This window comes from Blautia sp. MSJ-19 (assembly GCF_018918125.1).
In the GTDB taxonomy this organism is placed as follows: domain Bacteria; phylum Bacillota; class Clostridia; order Lachnospirales; family Lachnospiraceae; genus Blautia_A.
The window spans coordinates 101,505-121,576 of sequence record NZ_JAHLQA010000035.1; the positions used below are offsets into that span (position 1 = coordinate 101,505).

The 20,072-nt window shown below is 42.7% G+C and carries 16 protein-coding genes; 8 read left to right on the forward strand and 8 right to left on the reverse strand.

Translation table 11 applies throughout. The annotated features are described in order from the left end of the window. Nucleotides 1–145: 145 nt before the first annotated feature. Complete coding sequence (locus KQI91_RS12715; protein ID WP_216393150.1) at nt 146–1,234, forward strand: iron-containing alcohol dehydrogenase family protein; 1,089 nt, start codon at nt 146–148, stop codon at nt 1,232–1,234. Nucleotides 1,235–1,323: 89 nt separating this feature from the next. Here the strand turns inward: KQI91_RS12715 and KQI91_RS12720 are convergent, their stop codons facing one another. From KQI91_RS12720 to KQI91_RS12740, 5 genes are all read right to left on the reverse strand, one after another. Next, nucleotides 1,324–2,190: an HAD family hydrolase gene (locus KQI91_RS12720; protein ID WP_216393151.1), complete on the reverse strand. Its 867-nt coding sequence runs from the start codon at nt 2,188–2,190 to the stop codon at nt 1,324–1,326. Continuing rightward, entirely contained in the window at nt 2,174–4,525 is a 2,352-nt protein-coding gene (locus KQI91_RS12725; protein WP_216393152.1) for a glycoside hydrolase family 65 protein, read from the reverse strand. The genes KQI91_RS12720 and KQI91_RS12725 overlap by 17 nt, the downstream gene beginning before the upstream one ends. Nucleotides 4,526–4,529: 4 nt before the next feature. Continuing rightward, nucleotides 4,530–5,372, reverse strand: a complete 843-nt coding sequence (locus tag KQI91_RS12730; RefSeq protein WP_216393153.1) for a carbohydrate ABC transporter permease — start codon at nt 5,370–5,372, stop codon at nt 4,530–4,532. Next, nucleotides 5,372–6,250, reverse strand: coding sequence for a carbohydrate ABC transporter permease (locus KQI91_RS12735; RefSeq protein ID WP_216393154.1), 879 nt, complete (start codon nt 6,248–6,250; stop codon nt 5,372–5,374). Before KQI91_RS12735 ends, KQI91_RS12730 begins: the two co-directional genes overlap by 1 nt. A 160-nt stretch (nt 6,251–6,410) precedes the next feature. After that, nucleotides 6,411–7,721 carry an ABC transporter substrate-binding protein gene (locus tag KQI91_RS12740; RefSeq protein WP_216393155.1) on the reverse strand — a complete coding sequence of 437 codons (1,311 nt, stop codon included), beginning with the start codon at nt 7,719–7,721 and terminating at the stop codon, nt 6,411–6,413. 253 nt (nt 7,722–7,974) lie between these two features. Between KQI91_RS12740 and KQI91_RS12745 the strand changes: the two genes are divergently transcribed. Continuing rightward, nucleotides 7,975–9,732, forward strand: coding sequence for a cache domain-containing sensor histidine kinase (locus KQI91_RS12745; RefSeq protein ID WP_253288588.1), 1,758 nt, complete (start codon nt 7,975–7,977; stop codon nt 9,730–9,732). After that, nucleotides 9,722–11,248 (forward strand): response regulator transcription factor, encoded by a 1,527-nt coding sequence (locus KQI91_RS12750; RefSeq protein WP_216393157.1) that lies wholly within the window; start codon nt 9,722–9,724, stop codon nt 11,246–11,248. Before KQI91_RS12745 ends, KQI91_RS12750 begins: the two co-directional genes overlap by 11 nt. Nucleotides 11,249–11,381: 133 nt before the next feature. Here KQI91_RS12750 and KQI91_RS12755 read toward each other — a convergent pair whose 3' ends face one another. Both KQI91_RS12755 and KQI91_RS12760 read right to left on the reverse strand, forming a co-directional pair. After that, nucleotides 11,382–11,732, reverse strand: coding sequence for an Hpt domain-containing protein (locus KQI91_RS12755; protein ID WP_216393158.1), 351 nt, complete (start codon nt 11,730–11,732; stop codon nt 11,382–11,384). A 46-nt stretch (nt 11,733–11,778) separates the two neighbouring features. Further along, a complete protein-coding gene (locus tag KQI91_RS12760) occupies nt 11,779–13,899 on the reverse strand; it encodes a diguanylate cyclase (protein ID WP_216393159.1) in 2,121 nt (706 codons plus the stop codon). 415 nt (nt 13,900–14,314) lie between these two features. Here KQI91_RS12760 and KQI91_RS12765 point away from each other — a divergent pair, with 415 nt between their 5' ends. Genes KQI91_RS12765 through KQI91_RS12775 form a run of 3 tightly spaced genes read left to right on the forward strand, consistent with a single transcriptional unit; the run spans nt 14,315 to nt 17,218 of the window. Further along, nucleotides 14,315–15,361: a substrate-binding domain-containing protein gene (locus tag KQI91_RS12765; RefSeq protein ID WP_216393160.1), complete on the forward strand. Its 1,047-nt coding sequence runs from the start codon at nt 14,315–14,317 to the stop codon at nt 15,359–15,361. A gap of 33 nt (nt 15,362–15,394) precedes the next feature. Next, a complete protein-coding gene (locus tag KQI91_RS12770) occupies nt 15,395–16,270 on the forward strand; it encodes a polysaccharide deacetylase family protein (RefSeq protein WP_216393161.1) in 876 nt (291 codons plus the stop codon). 15 nt (nt 16,271–16,285) lie between these two features. Next, complete coding sequence (locus KQI91_RS12775; RefSeq protein ID WP_216393162.1) at nt 16,286–17,218, forward strand: alpha/beta hydrolase fold domain-containing protein; 933 nt, start codon at nt 16,286–16,288, stop codon at nt 17,216–17,218. On the opposite strand, the gene KQI91_RS12780 is transcribed toward KQI91_RS12775, so the two are convergent. Next, a complete protein-coding gene (locus tag KQI91_RS12780; protein ID WP_216393163.1) occupies nt 17,190–18,206 on the reverse strand; it encodes a LacI family DNA-binding transcriptional regulator in 1,017 nt (338 codons plus the stop codon). The genes KQI91_RS12775 and KQI91_RS12780 overlap by 29 nt on opposite strands. A 260-nt stretch (nt 18,207–18,466) precedes the next feature. On the opposite strand from KQI91_RS12780, the gene KQI91_RS12785 reads away from it, so the two are divergent. Beyond that, entirely contained in the window at nt 18,467–18,853 is a 387-nt protein-coding gene (locus tag KQI91_RS12785) for a DUF6483 family protein (RefSeq protein ID WP_216393164.1), read from the forward strand. A 16-nt stretch (nt 18,854–18,869) separates the two neighbouring features. Then, the gene (locus KQI91_RS12790) at nt 18,870–20,030 is read left to right on the forward strand and encodes a DUF4317 domain-containing protein (RefSeq protein ID WP_216393165.1); all 1,161 of its coding nucleotides are present in this window, start codon (nt 18,870–18,872) and stop codon (nt 20,028–20,030) included. The last annotated feature ends 42 nt before the right edge of the window (nt 20,031–20,072 follow it).

Below are 20,072 nucleotides of genomic sequence, written 5' to 3' on the forward strand. Positions count from 1 at the left end.
CAGACAAATTTGTCTGTTTTTTTGTTATTCGGGGTGTAATTGATTCTAAAAACACAGGTCTTATTGCGGCAGGATTTTGCACTTGCTATGATGTTGTCATCCAAAGAAAACACTTATTTTTTACATAGAGAAAGGATGACTCATCATGGAAAAGATCGTATTGGACAGTGCTATTAAATTCGGAGCAGGACGTTACCGCCAGGAAAAAGGACTTCTGGAAGAATGCGGAAAAGAAATTGCAAGATTCAGCAAAAAAGCATTTCTTGTTGCGGGACCAAGAGCTTTTGATGCTGTAAAAGAAAAGCTGCTCCCGAGTCTGGAAGCAGCTGGTGTAGATTATGTTGTAGATATATACACAGGTGTATGCAGTTTTGAAGCGGCAAAAGAATATGCGGACAGATGCCTCGCAGCCGGCTGTGATGAAGTTGTCGGCATCGGCGGCGGCAAGATCATGGACTTTTCCAAAGCAGTCGCGGAGACAGCCGGTCTGGGAACCGTCAATATTCCTACCTCCATCGCCACCTGCGCAGCCTTTACAACCATGAGTGTCATGTACACTCCGGAAGGTGCCAAGAAAACCTGCTGGAGATTCGAACATGAAATTGATGCCGTTCTGGTAGATATGGATGTCATCGCCAAATGTCCGATCCGTTACACTGCTGCCGGAATCCTCGATGCCATGGCCAAAAAGATCGAGATCCAGAACGGCAAACCTGTCATGACACTCGATGACAACAAATTCGATCTTTTTACTGCCTACAAAATGGCAGAATATACTTATGATGTTCTCGAAAAATACGGTCCTGCTGCTGTCGAAGACAACCGACATCACAAAGTGACAAAAGCACTGGAAGACGTCACTTTCATTAACATCGCTGTTACCGGTGTGATCGCCAATATCACAAAAAGTTTCAGCCAGTCCGCACTTGGTCACATGATGTATGACGGTGTCCGTACCTTCTTTACACAGGAGGCCAAAGATGCACTCCACGGTGAAATCGTAGCTGTCGCTCTGTTCACGCAGTTATATTACAATAAACTCAGTGAACAGAAAGAGCAGCTCAAAGAATTCATGCGCGGAATGGATATGCCACTTACCCTCGAAGAGCTTGGCGTTCCATGTACAGAAAAGAATCTGAAAACACTGGAAGATTATCTGATTGATTCTCCGTATGTAGATCCTTCACCGGAAAGTCTGGCACTGCTCCATGAAGCCATGAAGCAGATGCAGTAACTTTCCCCATGAGTAATCGTCAGTTATTTGGTTATGAGCAAGTAGCAAAGCGGATTGCGAATATCCGCTTGACCTCCCGCAGGATACCCTCACACCTGCTCTTTCAAGAATCCCAGGAAGCGGTCTACGCCGCCCCCCAGCTGCTCGACTCCTTCCGGGCGTTTTCCGGGTACTTCTGACACATCAAAGAAGTATCCGGATTTTGTTTTGTCCGTTCTCATGAAGCTGTCACTTCCGTAGATTCCTTCTTCAATCCCGACATACTCATCTCCCCAGAAGCTACATTCTTCTGCTGAAATTTCATATTTTTCCTGTAAGTATCCAAGGATCTGATCCACATTATCACTTTTGCTGGAAATTCCTACTTCCAGATATTTGGCATCACAGGTCGGTTTTACCTGAATGCCATATTTCGCTCCTGCCGCCACAGAAATATCCAGAAGTCCCTGCAGTCCATTTTCCACGCCATGTTTTTTCAGGCAGTCTTTAAGCATATCCAGTTCATTCTCCTGCATAAACAGATTGTCGCCTCTCTGGTTTGCCACCATCAGGTCAATCTTGCAGTAATTCGGTCTGGAGAAAACAATATCCGTATTCAATCCATATTTTTCCAGAAGTTCCATATGAATGTCAAAACAGATTCTGTGAATATCTGCCAGAAGCTTCTCATCCGGAAGCATATCAGAGAAAACCAACTCCTGTCCATTTTCATATCTGTAGTTGAACGTTCCACGGCCAAGTCCCAGATAAAGATAGTTCAGCTGTTCCTCCGTAAAATATTCCGCCAGTTTTCCTCCGGCTATATTTTCAATCGTTGTACCGCTTACAATGACCAGATTGACTTTTTCATCCAACAGCGGACGCATCGCCGCTACAATGTCTTCTACCGGTGCTTTGCGGCTGAGAACGGCGGTGCCGTCCCAGTCAAAAAATATCGCTTTATATTTCTTCTTCATAAGCTTTTCCCTCTTCCAGATGGATTTCTTTGTCTCCTAATACAAGTGACAGTGGTTCGCCCGCTGCCAGTTCAATCCTTGTCATTTCATGTGTCAGTTGAATATTCAGTTTTCTTCCACGATACAGGATATGGAACTGCATGCCTTTCCACTTCTCTGGCACATACGGATGAAGTTCCAGTTTTCCTGCATTGACACGCACACCGGCAAATCCGTTTATGATCGCCTGCCAGGTTCCTGCCATATTTGCGGCATGGATTCCCGCATAGAAGTTATCATGATAATCATCCAGATCCATACGTGCAGACTGTGCAAAATATTCGTACGCCTCCTCATAGTTACCGATCTGGCAAGCCAGCATACCAAATACACAGTTCGAAAGAGAAGAATGATGCAGGGTCACTTCCTGATAGAAATCGTAGTTCCGTTTCAGCTCTTCCTGTGTAAAGAAGTTACTGTGCAGATAAAGCGCAAAAATCGCATCTGCCTGTTTACACATTCTCTGTCTGTATACAAACAACGGATGATAGTTCTCGTAAAGCAGATGTCTCTTTTCCGGCGGGATTTTGGAATCTTCCCACGGTTTCAGCATCAGGAAACGGTCATCCAGTGCATAGACCTGGCGTTTTTCATCATATGGGAAGTACATATTGTCCACAATCTTCTGCCAGTATGCAGTCTCTTCTTCTGTAATCTCCATTCTGCGGATGAACGCTTCGTATACCTCCTGTCCCTGCTCTTTCAGCATCTCCAGAGACTTCAGCGCATAACGGATGTTTTCTCTTCCCATAAGGTTTGTATAGAAGTTGTTGTCCGTGATCGCATTGTATTCGTCTGGTCCGGTCACTGCACAGATGCAGTATTTTCCACCCTTGCATTCTGCAAAATATCCGACATCTGCCCAGACTCTTGCAGTTTCCACAAGTACCTCTGCCGCCATATCCTTAAAGAATTCCATATCTCCGGTCACATTGACATAGAGCCAGAATGCATAGGCGATATCTGCATTGATATGATACTGTGCCGTTCCAAGCGGGAAATAAGTGGACGCTTCTTCTCCATTGATCGTTCTCCACGGATAAAGTGCCCCTTTCGGATGTCCCAGAACCTTTGCACGGTCACGTGCCGGTCCTAATGTGCGGAAACGATATTCCAGAAGTTTCTTTGCAAGCTCCGGCGCCGTGTAAATAAATACAGGCAGCACATACATCTCTGTATCCCAGAAATAATGTCCTTCGTAGCCTTCTCCGGAAAGACCTTTTGCCCCCATTCCCGTATATCCGTCTCGCCCGGCAGACTGCATGATATGGAACAGATTGAAACGAATACCCTGCTGCAGAGCTTCGTCATCATAAATTTCTACATCAGAAATATTCCAGAATTCATGTGTTTTTTCCTGATGTGCAAGGAGTTCTTTCTTCCATCCATCTTCTGCTGCTTCCGACAGTTCTTTCCTTGCAAAAGCTTCCAGGCTGTCTGCATCCATATCCTGACTGGATGTATAAACAATAAATTTGTCACAGGTGATCGTTGTATTTTCTGCAACTTCCAGAGTACTTTCACAGGCCGCACTGATCTCTTCATCATCGGTTCCAAAAACAGTAACGATCTCTCCATCACCAGTTCCGGTAATCTGATAACAACTTGCACATGCCATGGTCATGCCGCTGCCCAGGGTATTGCCTTCGTAATACAGCACCCCATCATCTGCCATAAGCTTATTGACATGCAGACGACTTCCAAATGGTCCATATCCGATCAGCGGATTCGTTTTCCTTGTATGGTTTTCCACATTTCCGGTCAGGATAGAACGGATTTTGATCTCACCGGAGAAATTCAGCGGTGTAACCTGAATCTGCTGATACATCCGGTTCTTATGTACAAACGAAACAAAACGCTTCATTACAAACTGCACTTTCTTTCCACTTGGAGAAATCCAGATTAGTTTTCTTTCCACATAACCATCTTTCATATGGAGCACACGGCTGTAGTCTTCTACTTTGCCGGTTCGCATATCAAAGAGTTCCCCGTCTACATAAATCTCCGTTTTCTTAAGATCCGGCAGATTCAGAAGTGACTGGCTTCTGGTCGGAAATCCATAATTCCACTCACCATATGGAATATCTACACTCTCATAAAATCCGTTGATAAAGTTCCCTTCCAGTCCTTCGTCAACAGAAAAATCATAGCCCTCTTCAAAGGTTCCACGGGTTCCAATATATCCATTAGACAATGCAAATGTTGTTTCATTCCGATAATTTGTCGTCATGGAAAATTCCGTCTCTGTGATGTTCCATGCTTCTACCGGATAGATTGCTTTTTTGTTGATATCCATAATGTCATCCTTTCACCGCTCCTGCAGTAAGACTTTCCATAACCTGTCTCTGCAGAAGTATAAATAAAACAATTGTTGGCAATACCGTCATAACCACCGCCGCAAACAGTGCAGAATAGTTATTGGCAAAAGTTCCCATATAATAATTCAGTGCGATCGGCACGGTACGTGCACGGTCACCACTGGTCAGCATCAATGCAAAATAAAATTCATTCCAGATATTGATAAACTGGATCATGGCAATCGTAACAAGTCCCGGTTTTGCCAGTGGAAGAATAATGCTGGTAAAGGTCTGAATAAAAGTCGCACCATCGATATACGCAGACTCTTCCAGTGCCGTAGAAATTGTTTTGTAGTAGCTGACCATGACAAAGAAAGACATCGGAATTCCCATTGCAGAATACACAATGATCAGTCCCAGCTTTGTATCAAAAATACCCAGTTTCTGAAAGATTGCAAATAACGGCTGAGAGATTGCCTGCGCCGGCAGCATCAAAGACGCAGAGATCAGAAGCACGATCAGTGTTTTCAGCTTAAAATTAAATCTGGAAATAACATAGGCACACATTGCAACCAACGCCACTGTTACAAGTACACTGATTCCTACGATGATGACACTGTTCATGAAATATTTCAGAATCGGCGCATACTGTAATGCCGCTTTGTAGTTATCCAGATTGAATTGTGACGGCAGTGACAATGCAGAGGAGTTGATCTCCGCATAAGATTTAAAGGAGCTTAAGAATGCCCAGATGATCGGTGCCAGTGAGATAAAGATCATCAGGATCATAAAAAAGTATTTTCCAAAGGATGCGACCCCTTTTTTTACTTTATTTGTTTTTTTCATTATGCCGCCTCCTTCTTTTCACGAAACAGACCTTTGATCAAAATAACCAGCGTGATTCCGATAATAATCTGTACCACACCGACTGCATTGGCTTTTCCATAGTTATTTTCCAGTGTGGCTGCTTTGTACAGGTAGATTGGAAGATTCAGAGTAGAAGTTCCTGGTCCGCCTTTTGTTGTCATATAAATAATGTCAAACTGTGATACCATAGCTACGCTTGCCAGGGTAACACAGGTTCCGCATACATTTCGCATCAGAGGCAGTGTGATGTAGCGGTCTGCCTGCCACGGAGTTGCCCCATCGATTGCTGCTGCTTCGTAAATCTGTTTATCGACTGCACCCATTTCTGCAAGAAAAATAATTGTATTAAATCCGGAATAGAAGATCCATGTCGCAGTCACAGTCCAGAACGCATAGCGAGAGTTTCCAAACAGGTTTGGAACCATCGCATAGTCTACTCCAAGGAAGTCCAGAAATGGTTTCACGATACCAAATGCCGGATTGAGAAGCAGGGTAAACATCACCCCTGTTGCTGCGGTCGGGATGATATTCGGAATCATATACGCAGTTCTTGCAAACTTCCATCCCTTTGGTTTTCTTCGAAGGACCAGTGCCATTGTAAGCCCCACTCCAACATGCAGCGTAGACTGCAGCACTACCCACACCAGAGTATTTCTGATAGAAGTCATAAACTCTTTGTCGCTGAAAATTGTAATAAAGTTTTTAATCCCCTGGAATGCAGGAGCCGAAAATGCTGTGTAATCACACAGAGATGTGTAAAACACAGTGATGATCGGTGCTGCATATACCAGTGCAAATAAGATCATGCAGGGAATCGTAAATAAAAAAATCCATATCTTTTTATTTTTTGTATTCATTCTTCCTCTCCTCGTTTTCGATATGCCGTTGCACTTTTTATACAGTTGTTCACAACCATAATTTTGCAGAAAAACAGCCTGTCACCACAGCCGTATCAGGTGCCGGTGACAGGCCTCTCTCACTATTTCAAATCTTTATTTCTGATTCTTGATTCAGATTTTATTCTACGTTCTTAGCAGCTGCTTCTGACAGTTTTGTACAGAATTCTTCTGCTGTGATGTTTCCGTAAGCCAGTTCCGGAAGCTCTGTTGAGAATGTATCGATGGTATTCTGATACCAGTATGCCTGGTTCTGTCCATATGTCACTTCCGCTTTACCCTGAATCTCAAGAGCCTGTGCCATCAGAGGATCACTTTCAGAAAGTGTGTCCGGAACTTCAAGATTGTCAGATACCGGCTGTAAGCCTGTCATTTCCAGAGCTTTGATCTGATTTTCCGGTGTTGTCTCAAATTTCAGGAAAGCAACTGCTGCTTCAATCTTTGCAGGATCGGTTGCACCTACCATATCTCCAGGTGTCGGAACCATTTCCATTCCGTTTCCAGGAAGAAGCATGATACCAACTTTGTCATAGAAACCTTCCGGTGCTTTTTCTGTTTCGGAGAAATCCGGGATCATCCATGGTCCGTTCGGGAACATTGCAACTTCGCCGTTGAAGAAGTGTGTTGCCATCGGATCATATTTACCGCCAACTGCATCCGGTGTAGTGTACTCCTGGAACATCTTCTGTACAGTTTCTGCTGCGGAGATGACTTCCGGTGTATTGTAGTCTGTCGGATACATGGTGTTCATCCACTCGTTTCCTGCATCACCGTTTGTTCCGATAAGAGCACTCATCCAGAGGTTTGTCAGCCATCCGGAGTCTGCACTGTCCATTCCAAGTGGAGTGATTCCTGCTTCTTTCAGCTTATCGCATGCTTCAAAGAATTCATCCCATGTAGAATAAGCAACTTCCGGTGCTTCGATCCCTGCCTGCTCAAACAGTTCTTTGTTGTAGTAGATATAGGAAACTTCTTTGGAAACCGGTACGCCGTAGATCTTGCCATCAACAGTATTAAAATCCAGTGAAGTTTCATCAAACAGAGATTTCCACTCTTCATCTGCATCAAAATATGGAGTCAGGTCAGCCACTTTACCTGATTTTGCAGCCAGTTCAATGATATTGTTTCCACCATTAAATACGATGTCCGGCAGGTCACCGCTGGAAATCAGAAGTTTGATCTTCTGGTTGAATGCGTCTGTGGTAGGAATTTCCTCAAAGCTGAATTCCACGTTCTTTCCTTCCTCTGTCTGCTGGAAAGCATCGAACAGATAAGAATAATATTCAGCCGCATAGTCAGTTCCTACATGATAATTGATCACACTTAAAGTTACTTTTTCATCATCGGCAGCCATTACAGTTGTAGCCATTCCTGTGCACATTGTTCCGATCAGTGCCACTGCCAGAAGTTTAGAGATTATTTTACGTTTCATGATGTTCCTCCCTTTTGTTTGGTTGATGACTGTATTATATCGGACTCAAACACTTTTTTTAATAAAAGACCTTGTGGTATTCCTTTGAAATTCCGGCATATTTTTTTGATTTTTTGACAATCCATGTGCTTTTTTTCCTTTGTTTAAAAATCTTGTCCTCTTCTTTAAAAAACATGACATTCCCCCAAATCTGATTGATGTACTATTTTAAATGTGGGATAATGTGACTATCAAAAAAGGAGGTTTTTGTACCTTGACCAAACGCTCCGCAAAGAAATATCCTTCCCTTAGATTTTTTATCACAGTTACGATCATGATCATCGTCGCTTTCGTTTTGTTACTTTCTGTGGGATTTTATTATATCAAAACATCTTCTATATTAAGAAAAACCTCCCGCGACTCAATCGTGCGGGAGTTGAATCAGGTCAATGATATCATACAGGATCAGGTAGAAACAATTGATTCTGTGATTCCTCTTTTTATGTCCAACGAGATCATTCAGGATGCACTGGAAAATCCGGGAACCGGCATCAATTATCCCTTTTCTGTAGAACGGCAGATGTCCTACATCTATAACAGTTCTGCCCTTTCCGAGAAGAATTTTACAGATTCTATCTATATCTACGGAAATGATAATGCTGTATATCATACATATACATCGGGAATCCTGGAGAATATCACAAATACGTCTGAATTTCTGCAAAATACCGTTGATCCCTCCGATCCACATCTGATGTGTTATGCCTCATCGCTTCATGATCAGAATATGTACTTTGCCCGTAACCTGTACAGTAGCAATTCCGGAAACCGCATCGGGATGATCGTCATCAACATCAATGCCCGGAAATGGATCAAATACTGTGCCAAAATGATCGATCCTTCCTGGTTCATTATGCTGTTTGATGATGATTTTTCTCTCAGCTCTGATCTTGGGACATCTGGAAAAAAACTCCAGGCTCTTTATCCGAAACTGACTTCTGCAAGCAATTCAATCTTGTTTAAAGAACTGAGGTTCAATGACAGAGACTACTTCATGGCATCCCAGCCACTCGGACAACTTGGACTTACCTCCGCTGTCGCCGCCCCCCGTGATGTACTTCTGCAGAATCTCAACAGTACGCTGAAGTCTTATCTGCTGGTCACTCTGGCAATTGCATTTATTGCCCTGATTGCTGCATTTATCATCTCCCGTGCCGTTACACGTCCGGTAGACGCAATGATCGCATATATCAATGAAATTTCGCAGGGAAACCGCAGTACCCTTCCGCCGGAAGGATTTTATCAGGAATTTCATGTATGGGCACAATCCTTTAACCAGATGCTTCAGCAGCTTGATACCTATTACAAAGATATTTATCAGCAGAAATTGTTGATAAAGAATGCAGAGATCCGTGCTCTTCAGTCTCAGATGGACCCTCATTTCCTGTTCAATGTGCTCAATACGATTGCATGGAAAGCCCAGATGATCGATAATGAAGAAATCTATGAAATGGTCATTTCTCTTGGAAGTATGCTGAAAATGAACACACTTTCACGCAATCATACATTTACTTCCATTTCCAAAGAAATGGAATATGTACGTCTGTACGTATATCTGCAGCAGATGCGTTTTGAAGATAAAATTTCCTGCGACATTCAGATTCCGGAGCAGGTACTTTCCTGTCAGATTCCGTGCCTTTCCATCCAGCCACTGGCTGAGAATGCAATCGTACACGGACTGGAGCCCAAAAAAGGCAAGGGACATCTGATCATCCAGATTATAGAAAGCGACAACGATATGCTTGAAATCTGCATCATAGATAATGGAATCGGTTTTGAGACAATTCCAGATATACAGCAGATCGCACACTCTGATAAAGACAGCCACACACATATTGGTCTTAAGAACTTAGATAAACGACTCGAGTTGCTTTATGGGCCGGATGCCCACATAAAGATCACCAGCATTCCAGACAAATGCACAACCGTTTCATTCCACATTCCACGAAAGGAGGCATCTCATGATCTTTAAACTTCTTGTAGTTGATGATGAAGTCACCATGCGAAAAGGCATTTCCAACTATATGAACTGGGCTTCCATCGACTGCCAGGTTGTCGGAAGTGCCTCCGATGGCATGGAAGCAATTGAATTTCTCCGCAAAGAACCAGTTGATATCGTTATCACCGATATCAAAATGCCGGCAGCCGACGGTCTGGAAGTTGCCCGTTATGTGCATGAGCATCATCCACAGACCCGGGTTATCATCCTGACAGGATATGCTGATTTTGAATATGCACAGACAGCGATCAAATATCATGTTACTTCTTTTATCCTGAAACCAACCAATAAAAAAGAGCTGTTTGCGGCAGTTCAGGAAGCCCAGAAGCAGCTGATCATCTCGCAACAGCAGGAAAGCATTGCCAAAGAAGGTATATTTTTTCTGAAAGACCAGCTGATGCAGGAACTTACCGATCATCCCTGCACTGAACAGCTTAAAGAAAAGCTTCATTCTCTCGGTCTTAATATGGATTCCTACTATGTGGCAGCATTCAAACCAGTTGCCGATGATCCGGATCTTTCTGCTCTGAAAAAGATCGTCATCGAAGAAAAACAGAATTCCTACTGTTATCGCTATAATAACCTGATCATCAATATTTATTTTCAACAGAAAAATACTTCGGATCTTCTGGCTTTTATTCTGGAAAACTGTCATGAGATATCAGACATTGTCAGCACCTTCAGTGCTTCCGGAATTCTGACCGGCATAAGCTTGCTTCATCAGTCCCCGGAAACCTTTCAGACTGCTGTCTCCGAAGCAATCCAGGCACTGACTCACAATTTTTACAGTGAACAGAATATCTCTGTTTTTCAAAGCAATGACGCGAATGAATCCGCAGAACTTTCCGTTGAAAACTCTCTGGATCTCTATCAGATTGAAAGCAGTTTGAATAGCTGGGATTTCACAGAGACCAGCTCCACCGCCAGCCATATGTTCTCCAAATTCAAAAGCAGTTTTACCAATTCTCAGGATGCCAAAAATATCTGCTCACAGATTTATTACATCTGCTGCCGTGTTCTGGTAAAAAAAGAACTGGAACCAGTTCCGCTTAACTATCTGGAGAAGATTCGAAAGTCCCGGGATATTTTTGCGCTGGAAAACACAATTACGGAAATCATGGAATACACCAGAGAAAAAAGTATTTCCGCACACACTGTTCCGAACTATATCATTGAAAACACGATCCGCTATATTTCGCAGAACCTTGCCGGAAACCTGTCACTGGATGCCATTGCGCAGGAGCTGCATATTTCAGCCTCTCATCTGAGTCGCACATTCAAAAAAGAAACTTCCGGCTCACTGACCGAATATATCAACAAAGAACGCCTCAACAAAGCCAAGGAACTGCTGCAGGACACAGATCTGCTGACTTACGAGATTGCAGAAGCCGTAGGATATAAAGATGCCACTTATTTCTCTTCTATTTTTCGGAAATATGAGGGAGTAAGTCCTTCTGAATACAAAACAAGATTTACTGTAAAATCTTAAAAACAGTTCCATCAGATTTCCCTCAATTTCTCAGTTTTTTAAAGGCTTTCTCCAATTACAAAACTCCCTGTAGGCTGTCTGATGATGACAGGCTACAGGGAGCTTCTGTTTTATATATTATTTTTTGCTCTTATTAATCGACCTTGCGGAGTGCATCACAGGTTCTGTTGTACTCTTTTTCTACAGTTGCAAGCAGCTCATCTGTACCATCTACACTGTCTGCTCCACGAAGTTTTTCGGTAAGTTCCTGACTTGGTGCAAAAAGGTTGTCAAATCCCAGATTCAGGCAGATTCCTTTTAGTGTATGTGCCGCACGAAATGCGGTTTCTGCATCTTTTGCTTCAATTGAAGTCTTCAGCTGGCCAAAGCTTGGATCATTCAGAAATTTAAGTGCAAATTTCTTTACCAGAGCTTCACTTACCAGTCTGCTCAGTACTTTGTCAAAATCGGAACCTAATTCTTCATAGCATTCTCTGACTGTCATATTTTTCTTCTCCTCTAATCAAAAAAATTCTTTTGTATTTCATTCATCAGAATTTTGGGATTGCCCCCCCCCTGGAAAAACCGGAATTTTCATCATTTCCAAGAGCTGAGTATTCTTTTTCCATATTTTTGGAAACTGAATCCATGAAATCTTCTTTTGCATGCTCAAACGCTTTGAGATCTGCTCCCTTTTCTCTCTTAAGAAGCGGATTTCCCTCAGGTGTGCTGCCCTTTACTTTTCGTTTGATTCTGTCCTGAATATCAAGCAGACAATCCAGAAGAACAGGATTAAAGGTACCACATTCACCATTCAGGATCATCTCAATCGCCTTTTCATGGGAATATGCTTTTTTGTATACACGTTCACTGACAAGCGCATCATATACATCCGCCAGAGATACCACCTGTGCCGAAATCGGAATGTCATCGCCTTTCAGTCCATCCGGATAGCCTTTGCCATCATATCGCTCATGATGCCATCTGCAGATCTGATATGCAACTTTCATCAGTTCCTCATCCTGATAGCCTTCCATGTTTTCGATAATAGACGCACCAATGATCGTATGATCCTGCATGATCTTGAATTCTTCATCAGTCAGTCTGCCTGGTTTGTTCAGGATCTTATCATCAATACCAATCTTACCAATATCATGCAATGCAGATGCGGTAGAGATCAGCAGGCGTTCAGACCAGGTGATATTGTATTTGTCCGTCCGCTGAACCAGACTCTCCAGCAGCATTCCCGTAAGCACATTGATATTCAGTGTATGACTTCCACTCTCTCCATTACGGAATTCTACGATCTGACTGAGAATTCCAACCATCATACGGTTATTTCTTTCTTTTTCGTATACCTGGTTTGTGATCAGCGTGATCAGACGTCTCTGCTTCGCATAAAGCTTGATCGTATTATAAACCCTGCGATGTACAACGCCTGCATCAAACGGGCGGTTGATGTAATCTGAAACACCCATTTCATATGCACGCCTGACAATCTCTGTAGAATCCTCACTTGAAATCATAATAACCGGAATATCTTCCAGATAATGATGTCGATTCATATAATTCAGAACACCAAAACCATCCATTCCCGGCATGACGATATCAAGCAATACCAGTGAAATTCCGGTCTCGTAGCGTCTCAGCATATCTATGCAGGCTTCTCCGCTCTCAGCCTCCACAATATCGTATTCTTCGCTGAGGATCTCCGACAGAATCTCACGGTTCATTTCTGAATCATCTACGATCAGAATTCTGTATTTATATGTTTTGGAATTTTCTCCATTTGAAGATTTTCCATTTGCTTCTTCGTCATGCTCTGTCACAACCATATTTTTGCATGTTTTTGCCTGGTACATAAACTGGTCAGCCTTGCGTATTGCTTTCTCTACAGTGCTGCCAGGTCCAGCCAGCACACCACCGATACTTACAGAAAGACGAAGTTGTGAATATCCCGGAACTTTTGTTTCGTGAATCTTTTCCTGAATCTGTTTGAGTTTGTCCGAAAAAGTCTGATCTGTAATATCAGGCATTACCAGCAGAAACTCATCTCCACCCATTCGGATCAGCATATCCGTACGGCGGATATCATCCTTGATAATCCCGACAACCGTAGTAAGTGCCAGATCACCGGCATCATGTCCAAAAGTATCATTATAAATTTTGAAGTCATCCAGATCGATCATTGCCACACCGGCAGACATATCAGAATTTTTGATTCGCTCTTCATAATAACGACGATTATAGATTCCTGTAAGCGCATCTGTATATAATTCTCTGTTATAACCAGAAAGCTGTTTGATCAGTTCTGTCCGTCCGTCATCGTCCATGATCGCATCGGAATTCATCGCATTGATCAGTTCCATGACATACGGTTTTCCGTCAATCTCTATATACTTCGATATTACCTGATAGATATTGGAGTTCAGGTATTCCAGCTTCAGCAGCTCGTCTTTTTTCTGTAATGCCTCTCTGGAAGTACAGTTTTTACAACGCGTCCCTCTCTTCCAGAACGAATAACATTTACACGGAAATCCATCTGCATCTGTTTTCAGGTCTCCTGTCTCCAGTGTCTCCGCATCCAGCACCCGAACAACTTCAAATACTTTTTTTAATTGTTCGATCATCACTTCTGATTCCTGCTTTGTCATTGCAGTATCTTTATTCATTCTATATATCCTTCCCTTAGGCAGACACTTCCCTGCCCTTGCTAGTTTTACTTATCTCTTCACGCAATTTAATATTCTTATTATAACATTCTACAATTTCCCCGTAAAGTTTAATATTCACAACAACGACTAAAAAAGTACATTCCTCCGACTGTTCTTCGATATATTTTTCCTAAATCCTGTTATGTTAATTATATACAAAATAGTAATTTTATTTTTATCATTTTTGTACGAATTTTCATTTTTCATGAAATTCTACTTGCTTTTTTCTGTAAACAAGTGTATAAATGAATTAAGATGTTTTTGGGAATGTTCCCATAAAAATATTTTCTGATTTACCATTCCAATTTAAACATGGAAATATTTTTTTATGATTTTTTGGGAATGTTCCCATTTTTAAGAAAGGAGAACTTTTATGAAGAAAAAATTACTCTCTATCCTTCTCACCGCTGCTATGGCAACTACAGTTGTAAGCGGCACTGCTCTCATTGTTCATGCAGACTCCGAGGGCGATCTTTCCGGAAAAAGATTTGCAATCGTAATCCGTAACTCCGGAAACCCATATGCAGAAAAAGAAGCTGACGGTTTCAGACAGGTCATCGAAGCAGCGGGAGGCGAATGCATCATCAAATCACCAGAAAAAGCAACTGCTGATGCTCAGATTCCTCTGATTCAGTCTCTGATCTCTCAGGAAGTTGATGCCATCGCCATCGCAAGTAATGACGTAAATGCATTAACAGCCTGCCTTCAGGATGCTATGGATGAAGGAATTAAAGTATTATCTCTGGATTCCAACGTTGTTCCGGAAGCACGTCAGACTTTTGTAAACCAGGCAGGTGTTGCAGAGATCGGTCAGGCTCTTGCTGATGCTGTATATGATATCTCCGGTGGCTCCGGTGAATTCGCAATTCTTTCTGCAAGCAGCCAGTCTGCAAACCAGAACTCCTGGATCGATGCAATGAAATCCGTTATGGAAGAAGATAAATACAAAGATCTGGATCTTGTTGAAGTTGCCTACGGTGATGATGAACCACAGAAATCTACAGACCAGACACAGGCTCTTCTTTCCAAATATCCGGATCTGAAAGTCATCTGTTCACCTACTACTGTTGGTATCAACGCAGCAGCCAAAGTTATTCAGGACAGCGAATCTCCTGTTAAACTGACCGGTCTTGGACTTCCTTCCGAAATGTCTGCATATATTGGCGATGACGACAGCTCACCGTGTCCGTATATGTTCCTGTGGAACCCGGAAGATGTAGGAAAACTTTCCGCATACACCGCTATTGCACTCGTTGACGGAACGATCACCGGTGCTGTTGGAGATACTTTTGATGCCGGCGATATGGAGAACAGTCCATACACTATTCAGGAATGCTCTGACGGTGGTTCTGAAATTATCTTAGGACCTCCATACCGTTTCGATCCTTCCAATATTGACGAATGGAAAGATGTTTATTAAAATCAGATTATACTCAAACAGGCGGCGGTAAATATGTTGAGATTAAGACAGGACATTCCGCTTTTTCCAGGCGGACGAAAAAAAGCTTTTACATTAAGTTCAGATGATGGAGTCACACAGGACAGACGTCTTACGGAACTGATGCGAAAATACGGAATCAGGGGAACTTTTCATTTAAACTCCGGGCTGATGGGTGATCGTGACTGGCTGATACAGCCGGGTATCGATGCCAGCCATTACAAGTTCAGGAAGGATGAAATACAGGAAGTCTATGACGGATTTGAAATTGCAGTTCATACAATGACACATCCCGATCTGACTACTGTTCCCTCTTCCATGGCGGCCTGGGAAATATCAGAAAATAAGCGAGATCTGGAAACACTTGCCGGACATCCTGTCCAGGGTATGTCATATCCGTTTGGAACCTATAATGATTCCGTTCTGGAAACGGCACGAATCTGTGGAATACTTTACTCCCGAACAGTCATTACTACTGATGATTTCCGTTTGCCTGAGAACTTTCTCACATGGCATCCTACGTGTCACTACTGTGCAGACAACCGTATGGAACTTGCAGAGAAATTTCTGGAGAAAAATGCAGAGGAAGAATATCTTTCACCTTCTCTCTTTTATGTATGGGGGCATGCTTACCAGTTAGATGCTTACCATGACTGGGAAGGAATTGAGAACTTCTTTGCAAAACTCGGAAATAAAGAGGATATCTGGTATGCCTCAAACATAGAAATCTGTCAGTACATGCTTGCAGTCAGAAATCTTGTATATTCTTCTACCGGAGATTACATTTTTAATCCAACCTGTATTGATGTATGGCTTATGATCGATGGCAGACCATATCAGATTCCTTCCGGAAAAACAGTTTCTATCCCTTGGAAACACACAAATGACTGATAAGGAGAATCTATTTTGAAAAAACAGTTTCATACTGAAGAAGTTATCAAAAGAGAGCAGGCCCGTATGCAAAAACGGGCCTGCCGTCCGCATTTATACGGAGAAAAAATAACCGTTCCGACAAGAAACGGTTCCATGCATGCACTTATTTATAATACCCGGAATCTTCACCCCGGATATCTTATCGTAGAAGTTCATGGCGGTGGCTTCATGTACAATACAGCTGCTGATGACGACGATTTCTGCCATACGCTCCATCAGACCCTGGGCATTCCGGTAGTTGCATGTGATTACAGTCTTACACCGGAATTTCCATTTCCAACAGGTCTGGAAGATGTCTATGACTGCATTCTCCATGCACTTTCTATAAAAGAACTAAACGCTCAGCCGGATAAGATCATTCTCTGGGGACACAGTGCCGGTGCAAACCTGGCTGCCGGGGTCACTTATATGGCCAAAAACGGAACAGACTTTACTCCATGTATGCAGATTCTGGATTATCCGTATATGGATCCATATCGCAGTTCTGCCGAGCGAAAGCCAATCAAAAACTCCGTTTCCGGCAAATTGATGGATACTTTTGCACACTACTATACAGCCACACCTGAAGAACTCAGAAATGTCCTGATCTCTCCGGTTCTTTTCCCTGCTGAGACCTTTACGGATATGCCACGTACTTTCATTTTGCTGTGCGGTCGGGATAATCTGAATGAAGGCGGCAAACAATACGGACTTCTTTTACGTAAAGCAAAAGTTCCCGTAACATTTTATTATGTACGGGAAGCTCTTCATGGTTTTATTGAAAATCACTTTAATTATGCATATATTCCGGTTATCACCAAAATGCAGATCACGCATCGACAGCATGAACTTGCAGAAAAATCAGTAAAGCATATCTGCCGCTGGATTTCTGAACAGATCAACGATCTGTCGTCTCACGGAAAATAAGATTTCCCGGAAATACGACTTTGTCCTCTATTTCCTTGCCATCCAGTTTCGCAATAATGATCTCAGCTGCCTTCTGTCCGATCAGTCTGATCGGCTGACTGATCGTCGTCAGCGGCGGCTGAATCAGCGAACTGAGTGAAATATTATCAAATCCAATTACATTCACCTGCTCCGGTATCTGGATCCCATCTTTTTGAAACTGCTGCACACATCCAATTGCAAGTGCATCGATTGCAGCGATCACTGCCTTAGGAGTTTCATCCAGTCCCTCATAATATTTCGCTGCATCAGCTCCAAGTGCAATATAATCCGGCTCACTGCTCTGTCTGGCCTGATAAATATATTCTTCACGGAATGGAAGTCCACAGTCTCTCAATCCCTGCAGATACCCTTCATAACGATCCTCTATGACACTGATGTCTGTTGTATTCCTGATATAGCCGATCGTTGTACGTCCTTTTTCATAAAGATAATGCACAGCTTCACGATTGCTTTCAAATCCATCTGTATAAACATAAGAAACCGGTTCATCCTCCTGAAACAGATGATTGGTATAAACTACAGGCAGTTTCTGTGAAAGTTTCCTCAGGTAATTTAACATTTCCTCACTGTTGGAATATGTATTATAAATGATCCCATCTACATTTCTCTTCAGGATCTCTTCGGTATATTCAATTTCGGAACGCCGACTTCTCTCAGTATTGCAGACAAACACCATATATCCGTATTTTAATGCAATATCCTCTACTCCTCTGAACAGTTCATTGTAAAAGATATTTGTATATTCCGGCACGACCATAGCAATCGTTTTTGTCTTGCCTGTACGGATTCCCTGTGCCAGATAACTCGGTGTATATTTAAGATCACGTATCGCTCTTTCTACGGCTTCACGTGTGGCTTCCTTTACTCCACTCTCTCCATTCAGAACTCTGGAGACCGTCGACTTGGAAACACCGGCCGCTTTCGCTACATCAAAAATTGTACTCATAGATTTGTCCTTTTATTTTAACGTTTCTTTTTGTATATCTTATACTCACAAAGCTTCTGTATATCTTTCTTTATTTTACTGAATCTCTGCCATCCCGTCAATTTAATTTGTCTGATATACTTTGTTGTTTTTCACTTTATCAGTCGATGAAATACCATAAATTTTTCTTCTGGAAGAAACTCTTTTTTTGTGGTACTCTAGGTAGGTACATATTTACAAATTTACACATAGGATCATGAATCCGGAAGGGAGATATACAAATGCTTCAGGATGATTATATACTGCGTCAGATACGCGAAATGGTACATGCTGTCATGAAAATGTTATTCCAGGTAAGTGCAACGGAACTGACCCCGGAAGTTATCGAAGATACTGACGCGCGGCAGACTCTTACAGACCTCACAAACCTGGCAGACAACGGCAAAATTGATGAAGCAGAAAACCAGTTATATGAGATGACCTGTGACGGAGACCGCCAGAATCTCGAAATCGGCCTTCTGTTTTATTACCACCTCAATGGAAAAAACGATGAGTTTCTGGAAGCCAATGACTTCAGCCGCGAAGAGATCATGATGGGCATTCAGGATCTTGCTGAACGTTACAACCTGAGCGGAATTGCAGAAGCTTTCCGTACAGAAATTCTGTAAACAGGAGTCATACATAATGAACAAAAAAGAAATCTCAGAAATCAAAAAACAGTTTTCTCCGAACAACTGCGCGATCACACGAATCTGCGGCTGCTATGTGGACGGAGAAAAAAATAAAAAAACAGAATTGAAAGAAGCATTTCTTTCTCTTTCTGAAGAAGAAATGTTCAAGTATTTTGAAATCTTCAAAAAAACTTTATCCGGAACGATCGGCAAAAACCTGATCAACATGGAGTTTCCGCTTGAACAGGAAAAAGAAGGCGGCACACAGGAATTTCTCATGAAACTCCGTGGAAGCAAACTGCAGGACAATACCATCCTTGAGGAGTTCTACGATAAAATTATTGAAAACTATGATTATGGCGAGAATTACTACATTATCCTGATTCACGCGGTTTATGATATTCCCGGAAAGTCTTCTGACGGGCAGGAAATGTTCGATGCATCAGATGAAATCTACGACCATATCCTCTGCAGCATCTGTCCGGTCAACCTTTCCAAAGCCGGTCTGTGCTACAACGCAGAGACCAACAACATCGAGGACCGCATCCGTGACTGGATCGTAGAAATGCCAGATCTTGGATTCCTGTTCCCGGTATTTAATGACCGCAGTACGGATATCCACGGACTTCTCTACTACTCCAAAAACGCAGAACAGCTTCGCAGCACCTTTGTAGATGAGATGTTTGGCTGCACTACTCCGCTTTCTGCCGGAGGACAGCGTGACTCCTTCAATGCACTGGTTGAGGAAACCCTCGGTGAAGACTGTGCTTACGATACCGTCATGAACATTCATGAAAAATTAAACGAATGGGTCGAATCACAGAAAGATTCCCCGGATCCGGCTGTACTGACCAAACCGGAAGTAAAGCGTCTTTTTGAAGAATGCGGTGTCGAAGATGAAAAACTCGAAACTTTTGACCAGACTTACGAAGCAATCGCCGGAGAGAACGCCTCTCTCATGGCAAACAATATCACCAATACCCGGCGTACAGAGATCAAAACACCGGATGTTGTGATCCATGTTGACCCGGACCGTGCCGCTCTGATCGAGACTCAGATCATTGACGGACGCAAATGCATCGTCATTCCGATGGAGGGCGATGTTGAGATCAATGGGATCCATGTTTCCAGTGGAAGCGGCGAAACCACTGCATCTGATACAGAAGAATTTTAATCACAGACTACAAAAAAGGATGGCAGAAACAAATCTGTCATC